Origin of the sequence: Microbacterium hominis, from assembly GCF_013282805.1 — a bacterium.
GTDB lineage: Bacteria > Actinomycetota > Actinomycetes > Actinomycetales > Microbacteriaceae > Microbacterium > Microbacterium hominis_B.
This window is the reverse complement of the sequence record NZ_CP054038.1, coordinates 1,530,593-1,546,705: the sequence shown is the minus strand read 5'-3', so window position 1 is coordinate 1,546,705 and position 16,113 is coordinate 1,530,593. Positions and strand designations below refer to the sequence as shown.

11 protein-coding genes are annotated in these 16,113 nt (G+C 69.9%); 3 read left to right on the top strand and 8 right to left on the bottom strand.

Translation table 11 applies throughout. The features are described 5' to 3' along the window. Window positions 1-7: 7 nt before the first annotated feature. Both typA and HQM25_RS06765 read right to left on the bottom strand, forming a co-directional pair. Window positions 8-1,921 (bottom strand): translational GTPase TypA, encoded by a 1,914-nt coding sequence (gene typA, locus HQM25_RS06770; protein ID WP_172989547.1) that lies wholly within the window; start codon window positions 1,919-1,921, stop codon window positions 8-10. Between the two features lie 103 nt (window positions 1,922-2,024). Continuing rightward, window positions 2,025-3,785 (bottom strand): ABC transporter ATP-binding protein, encoded by a 1,761-nt coding sequence (locus HQM25_RS06765; protein WP_172989546.1) that lies wholly within the window; start codon window positions 3,783-3,785, stop codon window positions 2,025-2,027. Between the two features lie 38 nt (window positions 3,786-3,823). On the opposite strand from HQM25_RS06765, the gene HQM25_RS06760 reads away from it, so the two are divergent. Further along, a complete protein-coding gene (locus HQM25_RS06760) occupies window positions 3,824-4,432 on the top strand; it encodes a PH domain-containing protein (protein WP_172989545.1) in 609 nt (202 codons plus the stop codon). A gap of 20 nt (window positions 4,433-4,452) precedes the next feature. On the opposite strand, the gene HQM25_RS06755 is transcribed toward HQM25_RS06760, so the two are convergent. The 3 genes from HQM25_RS06755 to HQM25_RS06745 form a co-directional block, all read right to left on the bottom strand. Further along, window positions 4,453-5,598, bottom strand: a complete 1,146-nt coding sequence (locus HQM25_RS06755; protein WP_172989544.1) for an ABC transporter permease — start codon at window positions 5,596-5,598, stop codon at window positions 4,453-4,455. Further along, window positions 5,598-7,103 (bottom strand): ABC transporter permease, encoded by a 1,506-nt coding sequence (locus tag HQM25_RS06750; protein WP_254359586.1) that lies wholly within the window; start codon window positions 7,101-7,103, stop codon window positions 5,598-5,600. The genes HQM25_RS06755 and HQM25_RS06750 overlap by 1 nt, the downstream gene beginning before the upstream one ends. Window positions 7,104-7,298: 195 nt before the next feature. Beyond that, complete coding sequence (locus HQM25_RS06745) at window positions 7,299-9,083, bottom strand: ABC transporter family substrate-binding protein (protein ID WP_172989542.1); 1,785 nt, start codon at window positions 9,081-9,083, stop codon at window positions 7,299-7,301. Window positions 9,084-9,244: 161 nt separating this feature from the next. Here HQM25_RS06745 and HQM25_RS06740 point away from each other — a divergent pair, with 161 nt between their 5' ends. Both HQM25_RS06740 and HQM25_RS06735 read left to right on the top strand, forming a co-directional pair. Next, window positions 9,245-10,078, top strand: a complete 834-nt coding sequence (locus HQM25_RS06740; RefSeq protein WP_172989541.1) for a CPBP family intramembrane glutamic endopeptidase — start codon at window positions 9,245-9,247, stop codon at window positions 10,076-10,078. 310 nt (window positions 10,079-10,388) lie between these two features. After that, a complete protein-coding gene (locus tag HQM25_RS06735) occupies window positions 10,389-11,339 on the top strand; it encodes a hypothetical protein (RefSeq protein ID WP_172989540.1) in 951 nt (316 codons plus the stop codon). 215 nt (window positions 11,340-11,554) lie between these two features. Here HQM25_RS06735 and gcvP read toward each other — a convergent pair whose 3' ends face one another. From gcvP to gcvT, 3 genes are read right to left on the bottom strand one after another with little or no spacing between them, the layout of a single operon-like run. Continuing rightward, window positions 11,555-14,377: an aminomethyl-transferring glycine dehydrogenase gene (gene gcvP / locus HQM25_RS06730; RefSeq protein WP_254359642.1), complete on the bottom strand. Its 2,823-nt coding sequence runs from the start codon at window positions 14,375-14,377 to the stop codon at window positions 11,555-11,557. Between the two features lie 53 nt (window positions 14,378-14,430). Continuing rightward, a complete protein-coding gene (gene gcvH / locus HQM25_RS06725) occupies window positions 14,431-14,820 on the bottom strand; it encodes a glycine cleavage system protein GcvH (RefSeq protein ID WP_172989538.1) in 390 nt (129 codons plus the stop codon). After that, window positions 14,817-15,956 (bottom strand): glycine cleavage system aminomethyltransferase GcvT, encoded by a 1,140-nt coding sequence (gene gcvT / locus HQM25_RS06720; protein WP_172989537.1) that lies wholly within the window; start codon window positions 15,954-15,956, stop codon window positions 14,817-14,819. Before gcvT ends, gcvH begins: the two co-directional genes overlap by 4 nt. Window positions 15,957-16,113: the final 157 nt, after the last annotated feature.

Below are 16,113 nucleotides of genomic sequence, written 5' to 3'. Positions count from 1 at the left end.
CCTCGGGTCAGGCGTTCGCGTCCTGGCGCTTCAGGCGCGAGGCGGCGCGGCCGCGCTCGGTGGCATCGAGGATCACCTTGCGGATGCGCACCTTCTCGGGCGTGACCTCGACGCACTCGTCTTCGCGGGCGAACTCGAGGCTCTCCTCGAGCGAGAGCTGCCGGGGCGGAGTGAGGCGCTCGAGCTCGTCGGCGGTCGACGAGCGCATGTTGGTGAGCTTCTTCTCCTTGGTGATGTTGACGTCCATGTCGTCGGCACGGGTGTTCTCGCCCACGACCATGCCCTCGTAGACCTCTTCGGTGGGCTGCACGAAGAAGCTCATGCGCTCCTGGAGCGCCATCATCGCGAACGGCGTGACGACACCGGCGCGGTCGGCGACGATCGAGCCGTTCTGGCGGGCGACGATGTGGCCGGCCCAGTCGTCGTAGCCGTGCGAGATGGCGTTGGCGATGCCCGTGCCGCGGGTGACCGAGAGGAACTCGGTGCGGAAGCCGATGAGGCCGCGCGAGGGCACGACGAACTCCATGCGCACCCAGCCGGTGCCGTGGTTGATCATCGTCTCCATGCGGCCCTTGCGGGCGGCCAGGAGCTGGGTGATCGAGCCGAGGTACTCCTCGGGCGCATCGATGGTGAGGTGCTCGAACGGCTCCTTCACCTTGCCGTCCTCGCCCTTGCGGGTGACGACCTGAGGCTTGCCGACGGTGAGCTCGAAGCCCTCGCGGCGCATGTTCTCGACGAGGATCGCGAGAGCGAGCTCGCCGCGGCCCTGCACCTCCCATGCGTCGGGGCGGCCGATGTCGACGACCTTGAGCGACACGTTGCCGATGAGCTCGCGGTCGAGGCGGTCCTTCACCATGCGGGCGGTGACCTTGTGGCCCTTGACCTTGCCGACCAGCGGCGAGGTGTTGGTGCCGATCGTCATCGAGATCGCCGGGTCGTCGACCGTGATGGCCGGCAGCGGGCGCACGTCTTCGGGGTCGGCGATGGTCTCGCCGATCGTGATGTCCTCGAAGCCCGCGATCGCGACGATGTCGCCGGGGCCGGCCGACTCGGCCGGGAAGCGCTCGAGCGCCTTCGTCATGAGCAGCTCGGTGATGCGCGCGTTCGAGTGCGAGCCGTCGTGGCGGACCCACGCGACGGTCTGGCCCTTCTTGAGCGTGCCGTTGAACACGCGCAGCAGTGCGAGGCGGCCGAGGAACGGGCTCGAGTCGAGGTTGGTGACCCACGCCTGCAGCGGCGCCTCGTCGTCGTACGCGGGAGCCGGCACGTGCTCGAGGATCGCCTGGAAGAGGGGCTCGAGGTCGCCGTTGTCGGGCAGCTCGCCGTTGGCGGGCCGGGTGCGGGATGCCGCGCCCGCGCGACCGGAGGCATAGACGACCGGCACGTCGAGCAGGGCGTCGACGTCGAGGTCGGGCACATCGTCGGAGAGGTCCGACGCCAGGCCCAGGAGCAGGTCGTGCGCCTCCTCCTCGACCTCCGCGATGCGGGCGTCGGGGCGGTCGGTCTTGTTGACCAGGAGGATGACGGGGAGCTTCGCCTCGAGGGCCTTCCGCAGCACGAAGCGGGTCTGCGGGAGCGGGCCCTCGCTGGCATCCACCAGCAGCACGACGCCGTCGACCATCGACAGGCCCCGCTCGACCTCGCCGCCGAAATCGGCGTGGCCCGGGGTGTCGATGACGTTGATCGTCACCGGGACCTCGGTGTGGGCGCCGTTGTAGGTGATCGCCGTGTTCTTGGCGAGGATCGTGATGCCCTTCTCACGCTCCAGGTCGTTGGAGTCCATCGCGCGCTCTTCGACGTGCGCGTGCTCGCCGAACGAGCCGGTCTGGCGGAGCATGGCGTCGACGAGGGTCGTCTTGCCGTGGTCGACGTGGGCGACGATCGCCACGTTGCGGAGGTCAGGACGAAGGGCGCGCGCCATGAAGGTTCCTTGAGAAGAGTGGGAGGCGGCCCGGATTCGGACCGCCTCCCACTCTATCGTGCGCCCCTGATCGTTGCCCGCAAGGGCTGCAGGGCGAGCGCGCTCACTCGTCGGCGCCGGCCTCCAGCAGGGCGGTGCGCGCTTCGCGGCGCACCTTCTGCTCGGCGGGGTCGGGAACCGGCACGGCCGCGATGAGGCGACGGGTGTACGCCTCGCGCGGGGCGCGCAGGATCTGGCCCGTCGCGCCCTGCTCGACGATCTTGCCGTGGTGCATCACGATGATGCGGTCGGCGAGCGAGTCGACGACGGCAAGGTCGTGGCTGATGAACAGGCACGCGAACCCGAGGTCGGCCTGCAGTCGCCGCAGCAGCTGCAGGACCGTGGCCTGCACCGACACGTCGAGCGCCGAGGTCGGCTCGTCGGCGATCAGCAGCTTGGGCTCCAGGGCCAGGGCGCGGGCGATGCCGATGCGCTGCTTCTGACCACCCGAGAGCTCGTGCGGGTACCGGTTGCGGTAGTTGCGGGGCAGCTCGACGGCATCCAGCAGATTCTGCACCTTGAGCTCGAGGTCGCGCCCCTTCGCCAGACCCGCCAGCAGCATCGGCTCGCCGATGGACTCGCCGATCGTCAAGCGCGGGTTCAGCGACGACGACGGGTCCTGGAAGACGATGCCGACATCCTTGTGCACCTTCGAGAGCAGGCGCCGGTCGGCCTTGGAGATGTCGTAGCCGACGACCGTCGCGGTGCCCTCGGCGATCGGCAGCAGGCCGATCGCGGCACGACCGACCGTGGACTTGCCCGAGCCCGACTCGCCCACCAGACCCGTGACCTCACCGGGGTAGATGGCGAAGTCGGCGTCCTCGACAGCGCGGAACGCGGGCACGCGGCCGCGCTTGGGGTACTCGATCGCGACGCCCTCGAAGCTGAGCACCGGCTCGCCGAGGCCCTTTCGACGCTGCTCGTCCTCCTGCGCGGCCAGCTCGGCCAGGCGACGCTCCTCGGCGTCGCCGACGAGGGCGGCGGTCGTGTTGATCGCCTGTCCCCCGACGTCGCCGATGCGCGGCACCGCGGCCAGCAGCTGCTTCGTATAGGGATGCTGCGGGTCCTCGAACACACCCGAGACGGTGCCGCGCTCGACGATCTCGCCCTTGCGCATCACCACGATGTCGTCGGCGAGGTCGGCGACCACGCCCATGTCGTGCGTGATGAGGAGGATCGCCGAGTCGAGGCGGTGGCGGAGGTCCCGCATCAGGTCCAGGATCTCGGCCTGCACCGTGACGTCGAGGGCCGTGGTGGGCTCGTCGGCGATCAGCAGCTTCGGGTCGCACGAGATGGACTGCGCGATCATCGCGCGCTGACGCTGCCCGCCCGAGAGCTGGTGCGGGTACGAGTTGAACGCTTTGAGCGGATCGGGCAGCTCGACCATGTCGAGCAGCTCCAGCGCGCGCGAGCGCGCCGCGCTCGGCGTCATGCCGAAGTGGATGCGCAGCGTCTCGATGATCTGGAAGCCCACCGTGTACACGGGGTTCAGCGCCGTCATGGGCTCCTGGAAGATCACCGCGATCTCGCTGCCGCGCACCCGGCGCAGCTCCTCCTTGCGGAGGTTCATGATCTCGCGGCCGCCGAGCTTGACGCTGCCTGTCACACGGGCGTTCGAGGGCAGGAGCCCGAGCATCGCCATCGAGCTCGCGCTCTTGCCGGAGCCGGACTCGCCCACGATGGCGAGCGCCTTGCCCGAGCTGACGGTGTAGTCGAGCTTCTTGGCGGCAGGGATCCAGTAGTTGTCGACCGCGAAGTCGACCGACAGGCCGCTGACTTCGAGCAGCGGTCCCTGCGCATTCAGGTCGGGGGTCGGAGCGTTCATCGGGAGGTCCTTGCAGAGTCGAGGGGGAGAATGGAGGAGTGAGCGCCGCAGAGTCCCGGGTGACGTCCCGTTTCAACCGCACCATGGCAGTCGTCGTCTGGGCGATGGCGGGATTCGCCGTCGTCGCGGCCGTATGGAGCGGTGACCCTCGCCAGGCGTGGGTCCTCACCGGCGCTCCGCTGGCGGTGCTGCTGGGCTGGGCCGCGCTGTGGCGACCCTACGTCGGGGTGTCGGACGACGGCGTGCGCCTGGAGAACGTGACCCATCGCGTCGACGTACCCTGGGCGGCGCTCGTGCACGTCGACACGCGACGCGCGCTGCGGCTGCACACGCCCTCGGGCGCCTTCACGGCGTGGTCGGCGCCGGCCCCGGGTTTCATCGCCGTGCTCTCGGGCGGCAACCGGCGCGCCGACCGCGAGCAGAGCGCGGCGGACGCGCCGCTCACGCACGGCGATCGCCTCGGCACCGATTCCGGCGATGCGGCCACGGTCATCCGCGAGATGTGGCGTTCCCGCCTGGACGCCGGACAGGTCGCGGTCGGCGTGGCCGACCAGACGCCCGTCCGGCGTCACTGGCACGTCGTGCTCATCGCGCTGGGCCTCGCGCTGGCCGTCGCGACGGTCGCGCTCATGTACGCGACCGTCTGACCGGCCGAGGAGGGGGCTCATCAGCGACGGCCCCCCTCCGGGGCGCCGTCGTCGTCGAGGCCCGTCGAGGGAAGGGTGCCTGTCGTGCCCTGGCTGGTCGCCCGGCCCGAGCTGTCGACGATCGCGCCCTCGGGCACATCGACGGTGGCACCCGCGGTGACGAGCGCGTCCTCGGGCAGGTCCTTGACCTTGCGGAACACGATGCGCTTCTGGCGCGGGTCGAACGCGTCGCGAAGACCGTCGCCCACGAAGTTGACCAGGAGCGACAGCACGACGATGAGACCGGCCGGCCACCAGAACAGCCACGGGCGCGTCTGGAACGCGGACTCGTTCTGCGCGATGAGCAGACCCAGCGACACGTCGGGCGAGCGCACGCCGTAGCCGAGGAACGACAGCGACGTCTCGAGGATGATCGCCGCCGCGATCAGCAGCGTCGTCGAGACGATGACCACGCCGATGGCGTTGGGCAGGATGTGCTTGAAGATGATGCGCAGGTCCGAGGCGCCGGCCACACGGGCCGCCTCCACGAACTCCCGCTCACGCAGCGAGAGGAACTCGGCGCGCACCAGACGGGCGACGGTCGTCCAGGCGAAGAAGCCCAGGAACACCGCCAGCAGCAGGGGCCCGAACCCGCCCGCCGCCGCACCCACGACCGCACCGATGACGATGATCGGGATGACGATGACGACGTCGGTGAGACGCATCAGCACGGCATCCACCCATCCGCGGTAGTACCCCGCGATGGCGCCGATCACCACGCCGATGAAGGCCGCGATGATGCCGATGATGAACATGATGTACGACGAGTTCACGAGGCCGCGCATGACCATCGCGAAGTAGTCCTTGCCCACCGTGTTCTGTCCGAACGGGTGGTCGCCCAACGAGAACGGGAAGAGGGTGAGCGTCGGACGACCGCCGTTCTGCGGCGGCAGCAGCTGCTCGTAATTCCACTTCCACCAGCCCGGGATCGGGCCGAAGCCCGTCGCCGAAATCGCGAAGCCGACGATCAGGATGAACAGGATCGCGCTGATCACCGCCGGCTTGTGAGCCATGAACCGACGGAACGTGAGGCGTCCCTGGCTGACGCCGCGCTCGACCTCGGTCTCGACGTGCGGACCGCGGTCGGCCGGGCTTGCGGGCGGCTCGAGGTTGTTCTCCATGGACATTACTTGACCCTCACTCTCGGGTCGATCGCAGAGTAAGCGAGGTCGGCGAGGAAGTTGAACGTGATGGCGAAGATCGCGATGACCACGAAGTACGCCATGACGGGATTCGGATCAGCAGCCTGGAGACCGCCGTTGAACAATGCGCCCATGCCGCTGAACGCGAAGATGCGCTCGGTGATGATCGCGCCTCCGATCAGCGCGCCGACGTCCGCCGCCACGATCGTGGTGATCGGGATCATCGAGTTGCGCAGGGCGTGACGGACCACGACCGTGCGCTCGGGCAGACCTTTGGCGCGCGCCGTGCGGATGTAGTCCTGGTTCAGGGTCTCGAGCATGCCGCCGCGCGCGTAGCGGGTGTAGCCGGCGAACGAGATCAGCATGAGGCTGATCGTCGGCAGCAGCAGGTGGGTGAACGTGTCGATCCCCTGGATCCACCAGTCGCCGACGAGGTTCGGCGTCTCCGAGCCGATCGTCGCGATCGGCCGGCCGCGCACGCGCGAGTTGGTGACGTAGTCGTTCCAGCGCTGCATGAACTGATCGAGGATGATCACGCCCATGCCGAGCAGTCCGGTCAGCACGCCGATGCGGATCGCCAGACCCTTGTCGTACTCGCCGAGGAACCAGCCGGCGGCGGCGCCCACGGCCGCGGCCGCGATGAACAGGACGAACACTCCCCAGCCGTCGAACGAGGGCAGGAACGGCTGCAGCACGAAGTAGCTGATCGCGAGCACGATCACCACGGCGCCCGCCGTGCGCCACGCGTAGCGCGCGCGGGGACCGGCCATGATCAGCACCATGCCCGCACCGACCGCGGCGATCAGCAGCGGGGAGAGGATCGGGCCGAGCGAGGGGTCGCGGAACCACGCGGTGACGCTCATGCCGTAGAGCATCGCGCCGGTCGTGATCACCGAAGCCGCCACGACGACCAGGCGACGCTGCCTGTTTCCGCCGATGATGGCCTGCCAGAAGATGCCGGATATGAGGCTCAGTGCGATGATCCACGGCCACGTGAAGATCGGATCCGCAAGCCAGTCGTTGAAGCCCAGGGCGAGGAACACCTTGAGCAGAACGCCCATGACGAACGACGGGAGCGAGTAGAACAGGAAGCTCGCGAAAGTGAAGCTGTAGTCGATCGCGCTGTACTGGCGCAGGGCCGAGACGATGCCGACGAGCAGGCCGAGCACGATCGCGAGGATGGTCGAGGCGGTCACCAGCTGGAGCGTCGCACCCATGGCGCGCCCGAGGAGGACGGTGACGGACTGGTTCTGGATGGTCACGCCGAGGTCGCATCCACCGAAGGGGATGACGCAGCGGGCGGCGCCGAGAAGCCAGTTGAACCAGCGGACGGGGATGGGCTGGTCGAGGTTGAGCCAGTCGATGCGCTGGGCGATCAGCTGGTCGCGGTTGGGGCTGTTGGACGCGTACAGGTCCTGCAGCGGGTCGCGGGCGAGCGCGACGAGGGTGTACATGACGAAAGAGGCGGCGATCAGGATGAGGATCGACACGCCGATTCGTCTCAGGACGAAGCTAAGCACTGGGCTGGCCCTTCATGCAGAAACGGTAGCAGTGCAGGCGCGTGCGGGTCAGGGGATCACCCTCCGCTCGCGCCCGGACCGCCGTGGTCGGTCGGACACACGCTTGGGGCGCCGGGTATGAGACCCGACGCCCCTCGCGATGTGCGTCAGTCGTGCATCTGCTGATTACTCAGCAGCGACCGTCCACTCCCAGAAGTTCCAGATCGGACCCGTCTGGTTGCCCATGTAGGTGATGCCCTCGATGCGGTTGGTGTGTGCCTCGAGGCCGGCGCTCTGGAAGAGCGGCAGACCGTAGGTGTCGGCGAACAGCTCGCCGTCAGCCTCGATGGTGAGCTCCTCGATCACGGCGGTGTCCAGCGTGACGGGGATCTCGCGGGCGATCTCGTCGACGCGGTCGTTGGCGAACTTGTTGAAGTTGCTGCCACCGAAGCTCGCGAAGATCTGCGGGATGGTGCCGTTGCCGACACCCGAGGAGATCCAGCCGAAGATGACGGCGTCGTAGATGTCCGAGCCCAGCTGCGAGCCCCAGTCCTCACGACCCACGTCCTCGACGGTGATGCCGGCCTCAGCAGCCGAGGCCTGGATGGCCTCGAACGCCGCGACGCGGTTCGGGTTGTTGATGTTGTACATCAGGCGCACGGTCGGGGTCGCGCCGTCGAGGAGCTCGAGAGCGCCCTCGATGTCGACCTCGTTGTAGGCGTCGGAGCCGTTGGACGCGACGGCGTCCTCGTAGGCGGGCTGAGCCGGGATGAACAGCTGCGAGTTCAGCACCTGCGCCTCGGGGTTGACCGGCGCGATCAGCGTGTCGACGATCTGCTGACGCGGGATCGTCTTCAGGAACGCCTCGCGGACGTTGGCGTCGGCGAACACGCCGGCGTGCGTCAGGTCGAGGTGGTCGTACGAGAGCTGGTCGCCCTGGATGACGGTGATGTCGCTGATGCCCTCGAGAGCGGTCAGGGTGTCACCCGACGCCTGCGGGACGATGAGGTCGACCTCGCCGTTCTGCAGCGCCGAGACCTGCGCCTGCGAGTCGCCGATGAAGCGGATGACCATCTCGGTGAACGACGGGGCCAGGTCGCCCTCGTAGCTCTCGTTGAGCGTCAGGGTCATCGACTGCGTGGGCTCCCACGAGCTGATCACGAAGGGGCCGCTCGAGAGGTACAGCGACTCGTCCTCGGGCAGCGACGTCATGTCGAAGCCGGTGTTCCAGAAGTCGGCCGCAGCCTTGAGGGTCTCGTTGACCGGAGCGGGGTTCTCCACGTCGCCACGGGGGCTGGTGAGGATGGTGTCGATGAGCTCCTCGAGCTCGACGCCGGCCTTCTCGGCGACGACGTGCGCGGGCACGGTGTCGGCGAGGTCGGCCAGGTTCCAGTCCACGTACGGGGTGTCGTACTCGACGGTCAGCGAGAGCTTGTCGTCGGCGACCTCGGTGATGGTCGAGGTCTTCAGGCCCTCGGTGCTGCCCGCGTACGCGAAGTACTGCGTGCCCGAGGTGGCCTCACCGGTCTCGGGGTCGAGGGTCGCGTCGTCGAAGATGCCCGAGAACGAAGCCCACGCGAGGATGAGGTCGTCGGTGTCGAGCGCCTCGCCGTCAGACCAGGTCTGACCCTCGTTGATCGTGTACTCGACCTGGAGCGGGTCCTCGGAGATGAGCTCCATCGTGCCGAAGGACTCGTTGGGGACGACCTCGTAGGCGTCGTTGATGTAGATGAACGACGAGTGGGTCAGGTAGTTGACCTTGCCGTTGATGTCCAGGTTTCCGGTGGCGCTGGCCTCGTTGGTGCTGGTGAACTCGTTCACCTCAGCGATGGTCACGGCGGCGTCGACGGCCTCTGTCGTCTCGTCCGTCTCGGTCGGCGTCGTCGAGCAACCGGCAAGGACCACTGCGGCCACACCGACGCCCGCTGCGACTCCAATGGCGCGCTTGCGCCACGTCGTCTTGTAAGACACTCTGTCTCCTCTTGTGCAGGGTTTCGCCCGCGACAGATCCGGGGACCTATCTGGGGCGGGATGGGAAAACGATAAGCACCGGTTGTGAGATGGTCAAAATCTGCGGCCAAACCGTTACATAGCCTTAACTCAACGTCTCGGGGATGTGACAATCTGACAAGGTGAACGGGCCGTCAGCTGCGCACTTCCCCGCACCTGAGGCGCTCGATCGCGCCGCGCGCACCCGTCTGTGGTGGCAGATCGGCATTCTTCTCGCGCTGTCCGTGGGCCGCTCCGCCCTGTATTCCGTGCTCCAGCTGATCGAAGCGCTCGGACAGGATGTCTCGCTGGGCGCCCAGGCGACCCAGGTCAACCCCTCGGCGAACGCGCGCGAGTTCTGGGATGTGCTCTACCAGTTCCTCGGCCAGTTCTTCGCGCTCGTCCCGGTCGCCCTCGCGATCTACTTCCTCTGGGAGCCGGGCCGGAGCGCCTTCCGCCTCATCGGCCTGGACTTCCGCCGCTTCGGCGGCGACCTCGCACGCGGCATCCTCCTCGTCCTCGTCATCGGGGTGCCGGGCCTCGGCCTCTACGCGCTCGGTCGGGTGCTGGGAATCACAGTGCAGGTGGGCGCGGCGCCGCTGGATGCCTCGTGGTGGACCGTGCCGCTGCTGCTGCTGGCTGCTGTTCGCGCGGGACTGACCGAAGAGGTGATCTTCCTCGGCTACCTGTTCGACCGCCTGCGTCGCCTCGGCTGGGGATGGTGGACGATCATCCTCTCCACGGCCGCGTTGCGCGGCGCGTACCACGCGTACCAGGGCATCGGGCCGATCATCGGCAACGTCGCGATGGGCATCGTGTTCGGCTGGTGCTACCGCCGATGGGGCCGCGTGATGCCCCTGGTCATCGCCCACACGCTGATCGACGTCGTGGCGTTCGTGGGCTACCCGCTGGCGGTGGCGCTGTGGCCCGCGGTCTTCGCCCCCACCCCGGCGCCGACGCCCACCCCGACGCCCTGACCCCTGCCCCGCGCACCCGCGCCCCGCGCCCGCCGCGCCCCGCGCCCCCGCGCACCCGCGCCCCGCGCCCCCGCGGGCCCCAGCTCCCGCCGCGAGCCGAGCGACCCTGAGACCCAAAATCGCCGCCGATACCCTCGTCGCTCGCGGTGGGTTTCGCCGGTGCGTGCGGGTCTCGTGCGCGCGCGTGGGTCTCGATGGCGCGAGGCACGGTGCGCCCGCCGCTCCTCCCCGGGCGCGCGCGGCGGGGGGTTTCGTCCACAGGTGGTTCGGGGGTCAGGGGGACGCACACCGCACGCGCCAGAGTGACCGCATGCCATCGATCACGCCGACCGACATCCCGCTCCATCTCGCGCGCGACCCGGGTTCGCGCGGCGCGCACCGGCGGACGACACTCGTGCGGGTGCGCCCGGGCGTGTACGCCGATGCCGCGCGGTGGGCGCAGCTGCGCCCATGGGAACGCTATCGGGCACGCGTGCGCGCGGTCGCCGCATCCTGGCGCGACCCCGTGTTCTGTCTCGAGTCCGCAGCGGTGCTGCTCGGCGCGCCCGTGTTCGACGAGCCCCGCGACATCCACATCCTGGATCCGGGGGGAAAGTCCCGCCGCGTCGGAGACGTCGTCGTACACGCCACGCGGGACGAGGTCGGGCCGGAGCGGCGAGACGGAATCGCGCTCACCCCGCTCGTCGCCACGGCTGTGGCGCTGTGCCGGATCATTCCCCCGGCCTTCGCCCTCGCCGTCGCAGACCATGCGCTTCGCTCGATCGATGAGCCGATCGACTTCGCTGCGATCGGGAGAGCGCAGAGCGATCGCCGCGGGCGTGCCGCGTTGGATTGGGTCTCGGAGAGGGCGACCGCAGCGGCAGAGTCCGTCGGAGAATCCATCAGCCGTGCGGTCATCGAATGGCTCGGCTTCGAGGAGCCAGAGCTCCAGGTCGTCTTCCAGCACGAAGGTTTCACTGACCGCGTCGACTTCGCGTGGCGCCGCGCACGAGTCCTCGGCGAGTCCGACGGGTGGGGCAAGTACGACGCCGGCGACGCGCACGCGGTTCGCGCGCACTTCGTCGGGGAGAAGCGGCGCGAAGACCGGCTCCGCAGGCACGAGGGTCCGATGGCGCGCTGGGAATACCGGGATGCCATGCGAGCCGTTCCGCTCGGCGAGAAGCTCGCTCTCGCCGGGCTCGAGGCGACACGTCCGCCGCATCTGGCCATGCTCGCCACGCTGCGTCACAACCCGCGATCGCTCCCCCGAACGGCCCGCTGATCGTCGAGACCCCCCATCGCGGTCGAGACCCCGCCGCCTGCCGCGGGGCCTGGGCGCGATACGCGGGTCTCACACGCGCAATCCGGGGCTGGCGGGACGGGGCCAGCCGCGGGGGTGCGAGGCCCGCGGCCGGGCCCCGCGCGCCGGACGAGCAGCCCTGCCCGAAGATGCGAAGGGGGATGCCGCGACAGCGGCATCCCCCGGGGAGCGACGGATTATGCGAAGGCCTCCGGCGGAGGGCAGGCGCACACGAGGTTGCGGTCGCCGTACGCCTGGTCGATGCGGCGGACGGGCGGCCAGTACTTGGTGCGCACGAGCGAGCGCACGGGGTACACGGCGGTCTCCCGCGAGTACGAGTGGGCCCAGTCGCCCTCGATCACCGAGACGGCGGTGTGCGGTGCGTTCACGAGCGGGTTGTCGTCGGCCGGCCACTCCCCCGCGGCCACCGCCAGCGCCTCCGCCTTGATCGCGATCATCGCCTCGATGAAGCGCTCGATCTCGCCGAGGTCCTCGGACTCGGTCGGCTCGACCATGAGCGTGCCCGCGACCGGGAACGACATGGTCGGCGCGTGGAACCCGTAGTCGATGAGGCGCTTGGCCACATCGTCGACGGTCACCCCGGTCGCCTCGCGCAGCGGGCGCAGGTCCAGGATGCACTCGTGCGCGACAAGGCCGCCCTCGCCGGCATAGAGGACCGGGTAGTGCTCGCGCAGTCGCAGGGCGATGTAGTTCGCCGACAGCACGGCCGCCGCCGTGGCATCCCGCAGGCCGTCCAGGCCCATCATGCGCATGTACGCCCACGAGATCGGGAGGATGGATGCCGAGCCATAGGGCGCCGCCGAGACGGCCCCGCCCTCGAACACGCCGCCCGGGTGGTCGGCGCGCTGGGCCATCCGGTGGCCGGGGAGGTAGGGCGCGAGGTGCGCCTTGGCCGCCACCGGCCCGACGCCCGGACCGCCGCCGCCGTGCGGGATGGCGAAGGTCTTGTGCAGGTTCAGGTGCGACACGTCGCCGCCCAGGTCGCCGAAGCGGGCGTAGCCGAGCAGCGCGTTGAGGTTCGCGCCGTCGACGTAGACCTGACCGCCCGCGTCGTGCACGGCCTGGGTGATTTCGAGCACGTCGTGCTCGTACACGCCGTGGGTGGAGGGGTACGTGATCATGAGCGCCGACAGCGTGTCCGCGTGGGCGGCGATCTTGGCGCGCAGATCGTCGAGGTCGACGTTGCCCGCCTCGTCGCACGCCACGACCACGACCCGCATGCCGGCGAGCACCGCGGAGGCCGCGTTGGTGCCGTGCGCCGACGACGGGATGAGGCACACGTCGCGCGCCACGTCGCCGTTGGCACGGTGGTAGCCGCGGATCGCCAGAAGCCCCGCCAGCTCGCCCTGCGAGCCCGCGTTGGGCTGCAGCGAGACGGCGTCGTATCCGGTGACCTCCGCCAGCCACACCTCGAGCTGCTCGATCATCGCGAGGTACCCGTGCACGTCGGCCTCGGGGGCGAAGGGGTGCACGCGCGAGAACTCCGGCCACGACACGGCCGCCATCTCGGTGGCCGCGTTGAGCTTCATCGTGCACGATCCGAGCGGGATCATGCCGCGGTCGAGCGCATAGTCGCGGTCGGCGAGCGTCTTGAGGTAGCGCATCATCGCCGTCTCGGAGCGGTGAGTGTTGAACACCGGGTGGGTGAGGAACTCCTCGACGCGGTGCAGAGACGAGGGGATGCCGGCCAGCGGCGTCGCCCCGTCGAAGGCCAGCACGCGCTCGCCCTGCTCCCCCGCGCCGAGGAACTCGGCCTCGGGGAGGCCGAACGCCCAGGCGACGGCGGCGAGGTCGTCGGCGGTGGTGGTCTCGTCGACGGCGACCCCGACGGTCGCCTCGTCGGCCAGGTGCAGCTGGTACCCGCGCTCGCGGGCCCGCTCGACCACACGGCGCGCCGTTCCGGGCACCGTCACGCGGAGGGTGTCGAAGAACGCGTCGGTGGCGAGGGCGAGCCCGTACTCCCGCAGCCGTGCGGCCAGCGCCTGGGCCTTCTGCGCGACCTCGGTCGCGATCGCCCGGAGGCCGTCGGGCCCGTGGTATACGGCGTACATCGAGGCCATGACAGCCAGGAGCACCTGGGCCGTGCAGATGTTCGAGGTCGCCTTCTCGCGGCGGATGTGCTGCTCGCGGGTCTGCAGCGACAGCCGGTATGCGGGCTGGCCCGCGGCATCCTGCGACACCCCGACCAGGCGCCCGGGCAGCTGCCGCTCGAGTCCGGCGCGCACGGCCATGTAACCGGCGTGGGGGCCGCCGAAGCCCAGGGGCACGCCGAAGCGCTGCGTGGTGCCGACCGCGACGTCCGCGCCGAGCGCACCCGGCGAGCGCAGCAGCGTGAGGGCCAGCAGGTCCGCGGCGACGACGACGAGGCCGCCCTGCGCATGGACAGCGGCGGCGACCTCCGTGAAGTCCCACACGCGGCCGGAGGCGCCGGGGTACTGCACGAACGCGCCGAACGCGTCGACCTGCTCGCCGTCGACGAGCTCGCGCACCTCGATGCCGACGGCCGCGGCGCGGTGCTCGAGCAGCTCCTTCGTCTGCGGCAGGGTGTCGGCATCCACGAGGAACACGTTCGAGGCCGACTTCGACCCGCGCCGGGCGACGAGCATCCCCTCCACGACCGCGGTCGACTCGTCGAGCATCGACGCGTTGGCGGTGGCGAGCCCGGTGAGGTCGGTCACCATCGTCTGGAAGTTGATGAGCGCCTCCAGGCGCCCCTGCGAGATCTCCGGCTGGTAGGGCGTGTACGCGGTGTACCAGGACGGGTTCTCGAGCACGTTGCGCGCGATCACCGACGGCGTGAAGGTGTCGTAGTAGCCGAGGCCGATCATAGGGCGCGCGACGCGGTTCTGCGCGGCGAGCGCGCGCAGCTCGGCGAGGGCTTCGGCCTCGGTCGCGGCCGGCGGGATGTCGCTGGTCGCGCGGGGCTGCACGTGGATGGATGCCGGCACCGCGGCCTTCACGAGCGCGTCGACGTCGGCGTAGCCGAGGGCGTCGAGCATCGTGCGCTGGGCGGCGGCATCCGTTCCGATGTGTCGCTGTGCGAAGGCCCCGGTCACGCGTCGCCGCCCGTGAGCGCGACGTAGGCGTCGCGGTCCAGCAGCGCCTCGACGGCGGCGGCGTCGGTGGCGATCTTGACGAGCCAGCCCTCGCCGAAGGGGTCGGAGTTGACCAGCGAGGGGTCGTCCACGGCGGCGTCGTTGGCCTCGACGACCTCGCCGCTGAGCGGAGCGTAGAGCTCGCCGACCGACTTCGTCGACTCGATCTCGCCGACGACGGTGGATGCCGCCACGGCCGAGCCCACGGCGGGCAGCTCGACGAACACGACGTCGCCGAGCTTCTCGGCGGCGTAGTCGGTGATGCCCACGGTGGCCACGCCGGAGGCCGCGTCGAAGGCGACCCACTCGTGCTCGGCGGTGTACTTGAGGCTGGTCAGGTCGGTCATTTGGTCCTCCGGTAGAAAGGCAGGGCGGTCACGGTGGCGGGAATGCGGGTCCCACGCACGTCGATGAAGAGGGTGGTGTCGGCGGTGGATGCCGCGGGGGCGACGAACGCCATTGCGACGGGGTGTCCGAGGGTGGGGCTGAGGGCCCCCGAGGTGATCTCGCCGACGCGTGTCGCGTCGGGCCCGTCGCCGTCGAAGATCGCGTAGCCGGCACGGCCCGCGCGCCGGCCCTCGGCGGTGAGGCCCACGAGCACCGGCGCGTCGGCGGCGAAGGCGGCGGCGAGCGCGCTCTTGCCCACGAAGTCGTCCTTGTCGGCGACGACGACCCTGCCCAGGCCCGCTTGGGCCGGGACGATGTCGAGGGAGAGCTCGTGGCCGTAGAGCGGCATGCCCGCCTCGAGGCGGAGGGTGTCGCGGGCGGCGAGGCCCGCGGGAACGAGGCCGTGGGCCTCGCCGGCGGCGCGCAGGGCGTCCCAGAGCTCTCCTGCCGCAGCCACCGGCACGAGCAGCTCGAAGCCGTCCTCGCCGGTGTAGCCGGTGCGGGCGATCAGCAGCGACTGCCCCGCGAAGCTCGCCTCGGCCCACGCGTAGTACTTCTGCTCGCCCCAGGGCACGCTCACGTCGGCGATCCCGTCGACGGCCGCGACGATGGCCTCGGCCGCGGGGCCCTGCACGGCGATCAGGGCGTAGTCGTCGGTGACGTCGACGACGTCGACCTCGAAGGACTCCGTCCGCTCGGCGAGCGCCCCGGCCACGGCATCCCGGTTGCCGGCGTTGGAGATGACCAGATAGTTCGCCTCGCCCAGGCGGTAGACGATGACGTCGTCGACGATGCCGCCGGTCTCGGCCAGCAGCAGCGAGTACTTCGCCTTGCCGACCGGCAGCGCCGACAGCCGCCCGGCGAGGGCGTAGTCGAGGTACGCCCCGGCGCCCGGTCCCGTGACCGTGAACTCCGCCATGTGGGAGATGTCGAACAGTCCGGCCGTGCTGCGCACCGCGTGGTGCTCGGCGAGATCCGATGTGTAGCGCACCGGCATCAGCCAGCCGCCGAAATCCGTGAATGAGGCGCCGAGGGCGGCGTGCCGCTCGTGCAGCACGGTCGTGCGGGGCGCGGCGGTGGGTGCGTCAGGGGTCATGAGTTCTCCCGTCGATCTCGGGCGGGCGCCGGTCGGCGCCCGTGAACTCCCCCTCTGTCATGGGCCTGAGAGTTTCGCATCGGCATCCGTCCGTCAAGGGGGGATTCCGGTGCTTTCACCGTCGGCGGGCACGAGCGTCGAGCTCGCACCGCTTTTC

Coding starts and splice junctions, on each gene's coding strand:
- typA (WP_172989547.1), bottom strand. CDS start 1,921: ATGGCGCGCGCCCTTCGTCCTGACCTCCGCAACGTGGCGATCGTCGCC.
- HQM25_RS06765 (WP_172989546.1), bottom strand. CDS start 3,785: ATGAACGCTCCGACCCCCGACCTGAATGCGCAGGGACCGCTGCTCGAA.
- HQM25_RS06755 (WP_172989544.1), bottom strand. CDS start 5,598: ATGTCCATGGAGAACAACCTCGAGCCGCCCGCAAGCCCGGCCGACCGC.
- HQM25_RS06735 (WP_172989540.1), top strand. CDS start 10,389: ATGCCATCGATCACGCCGACCGACATCCCGCTCCATCTCGCGCGCGAC.
- gcvP (WP_254359642.1), bottom strand. CDS start 14,377: ATGCTCGACGCCCTCGGCTACGCCGACGTCGACGCGCTCGTGAAGGCC.
- gcvH (WP_172989538.1), bottom strand. CDS start 14,820: ATGACCGACCTGACCAGCCTCAAGTACACCGCCGAGCACGAGTGGGTC.
- gcvT (WP_172989537.1), bottom strand. CDS start 15,956: ATGACCCCTGACGCACCCACCGCCGCGCCCCGCACGACCGTGCTGCAC.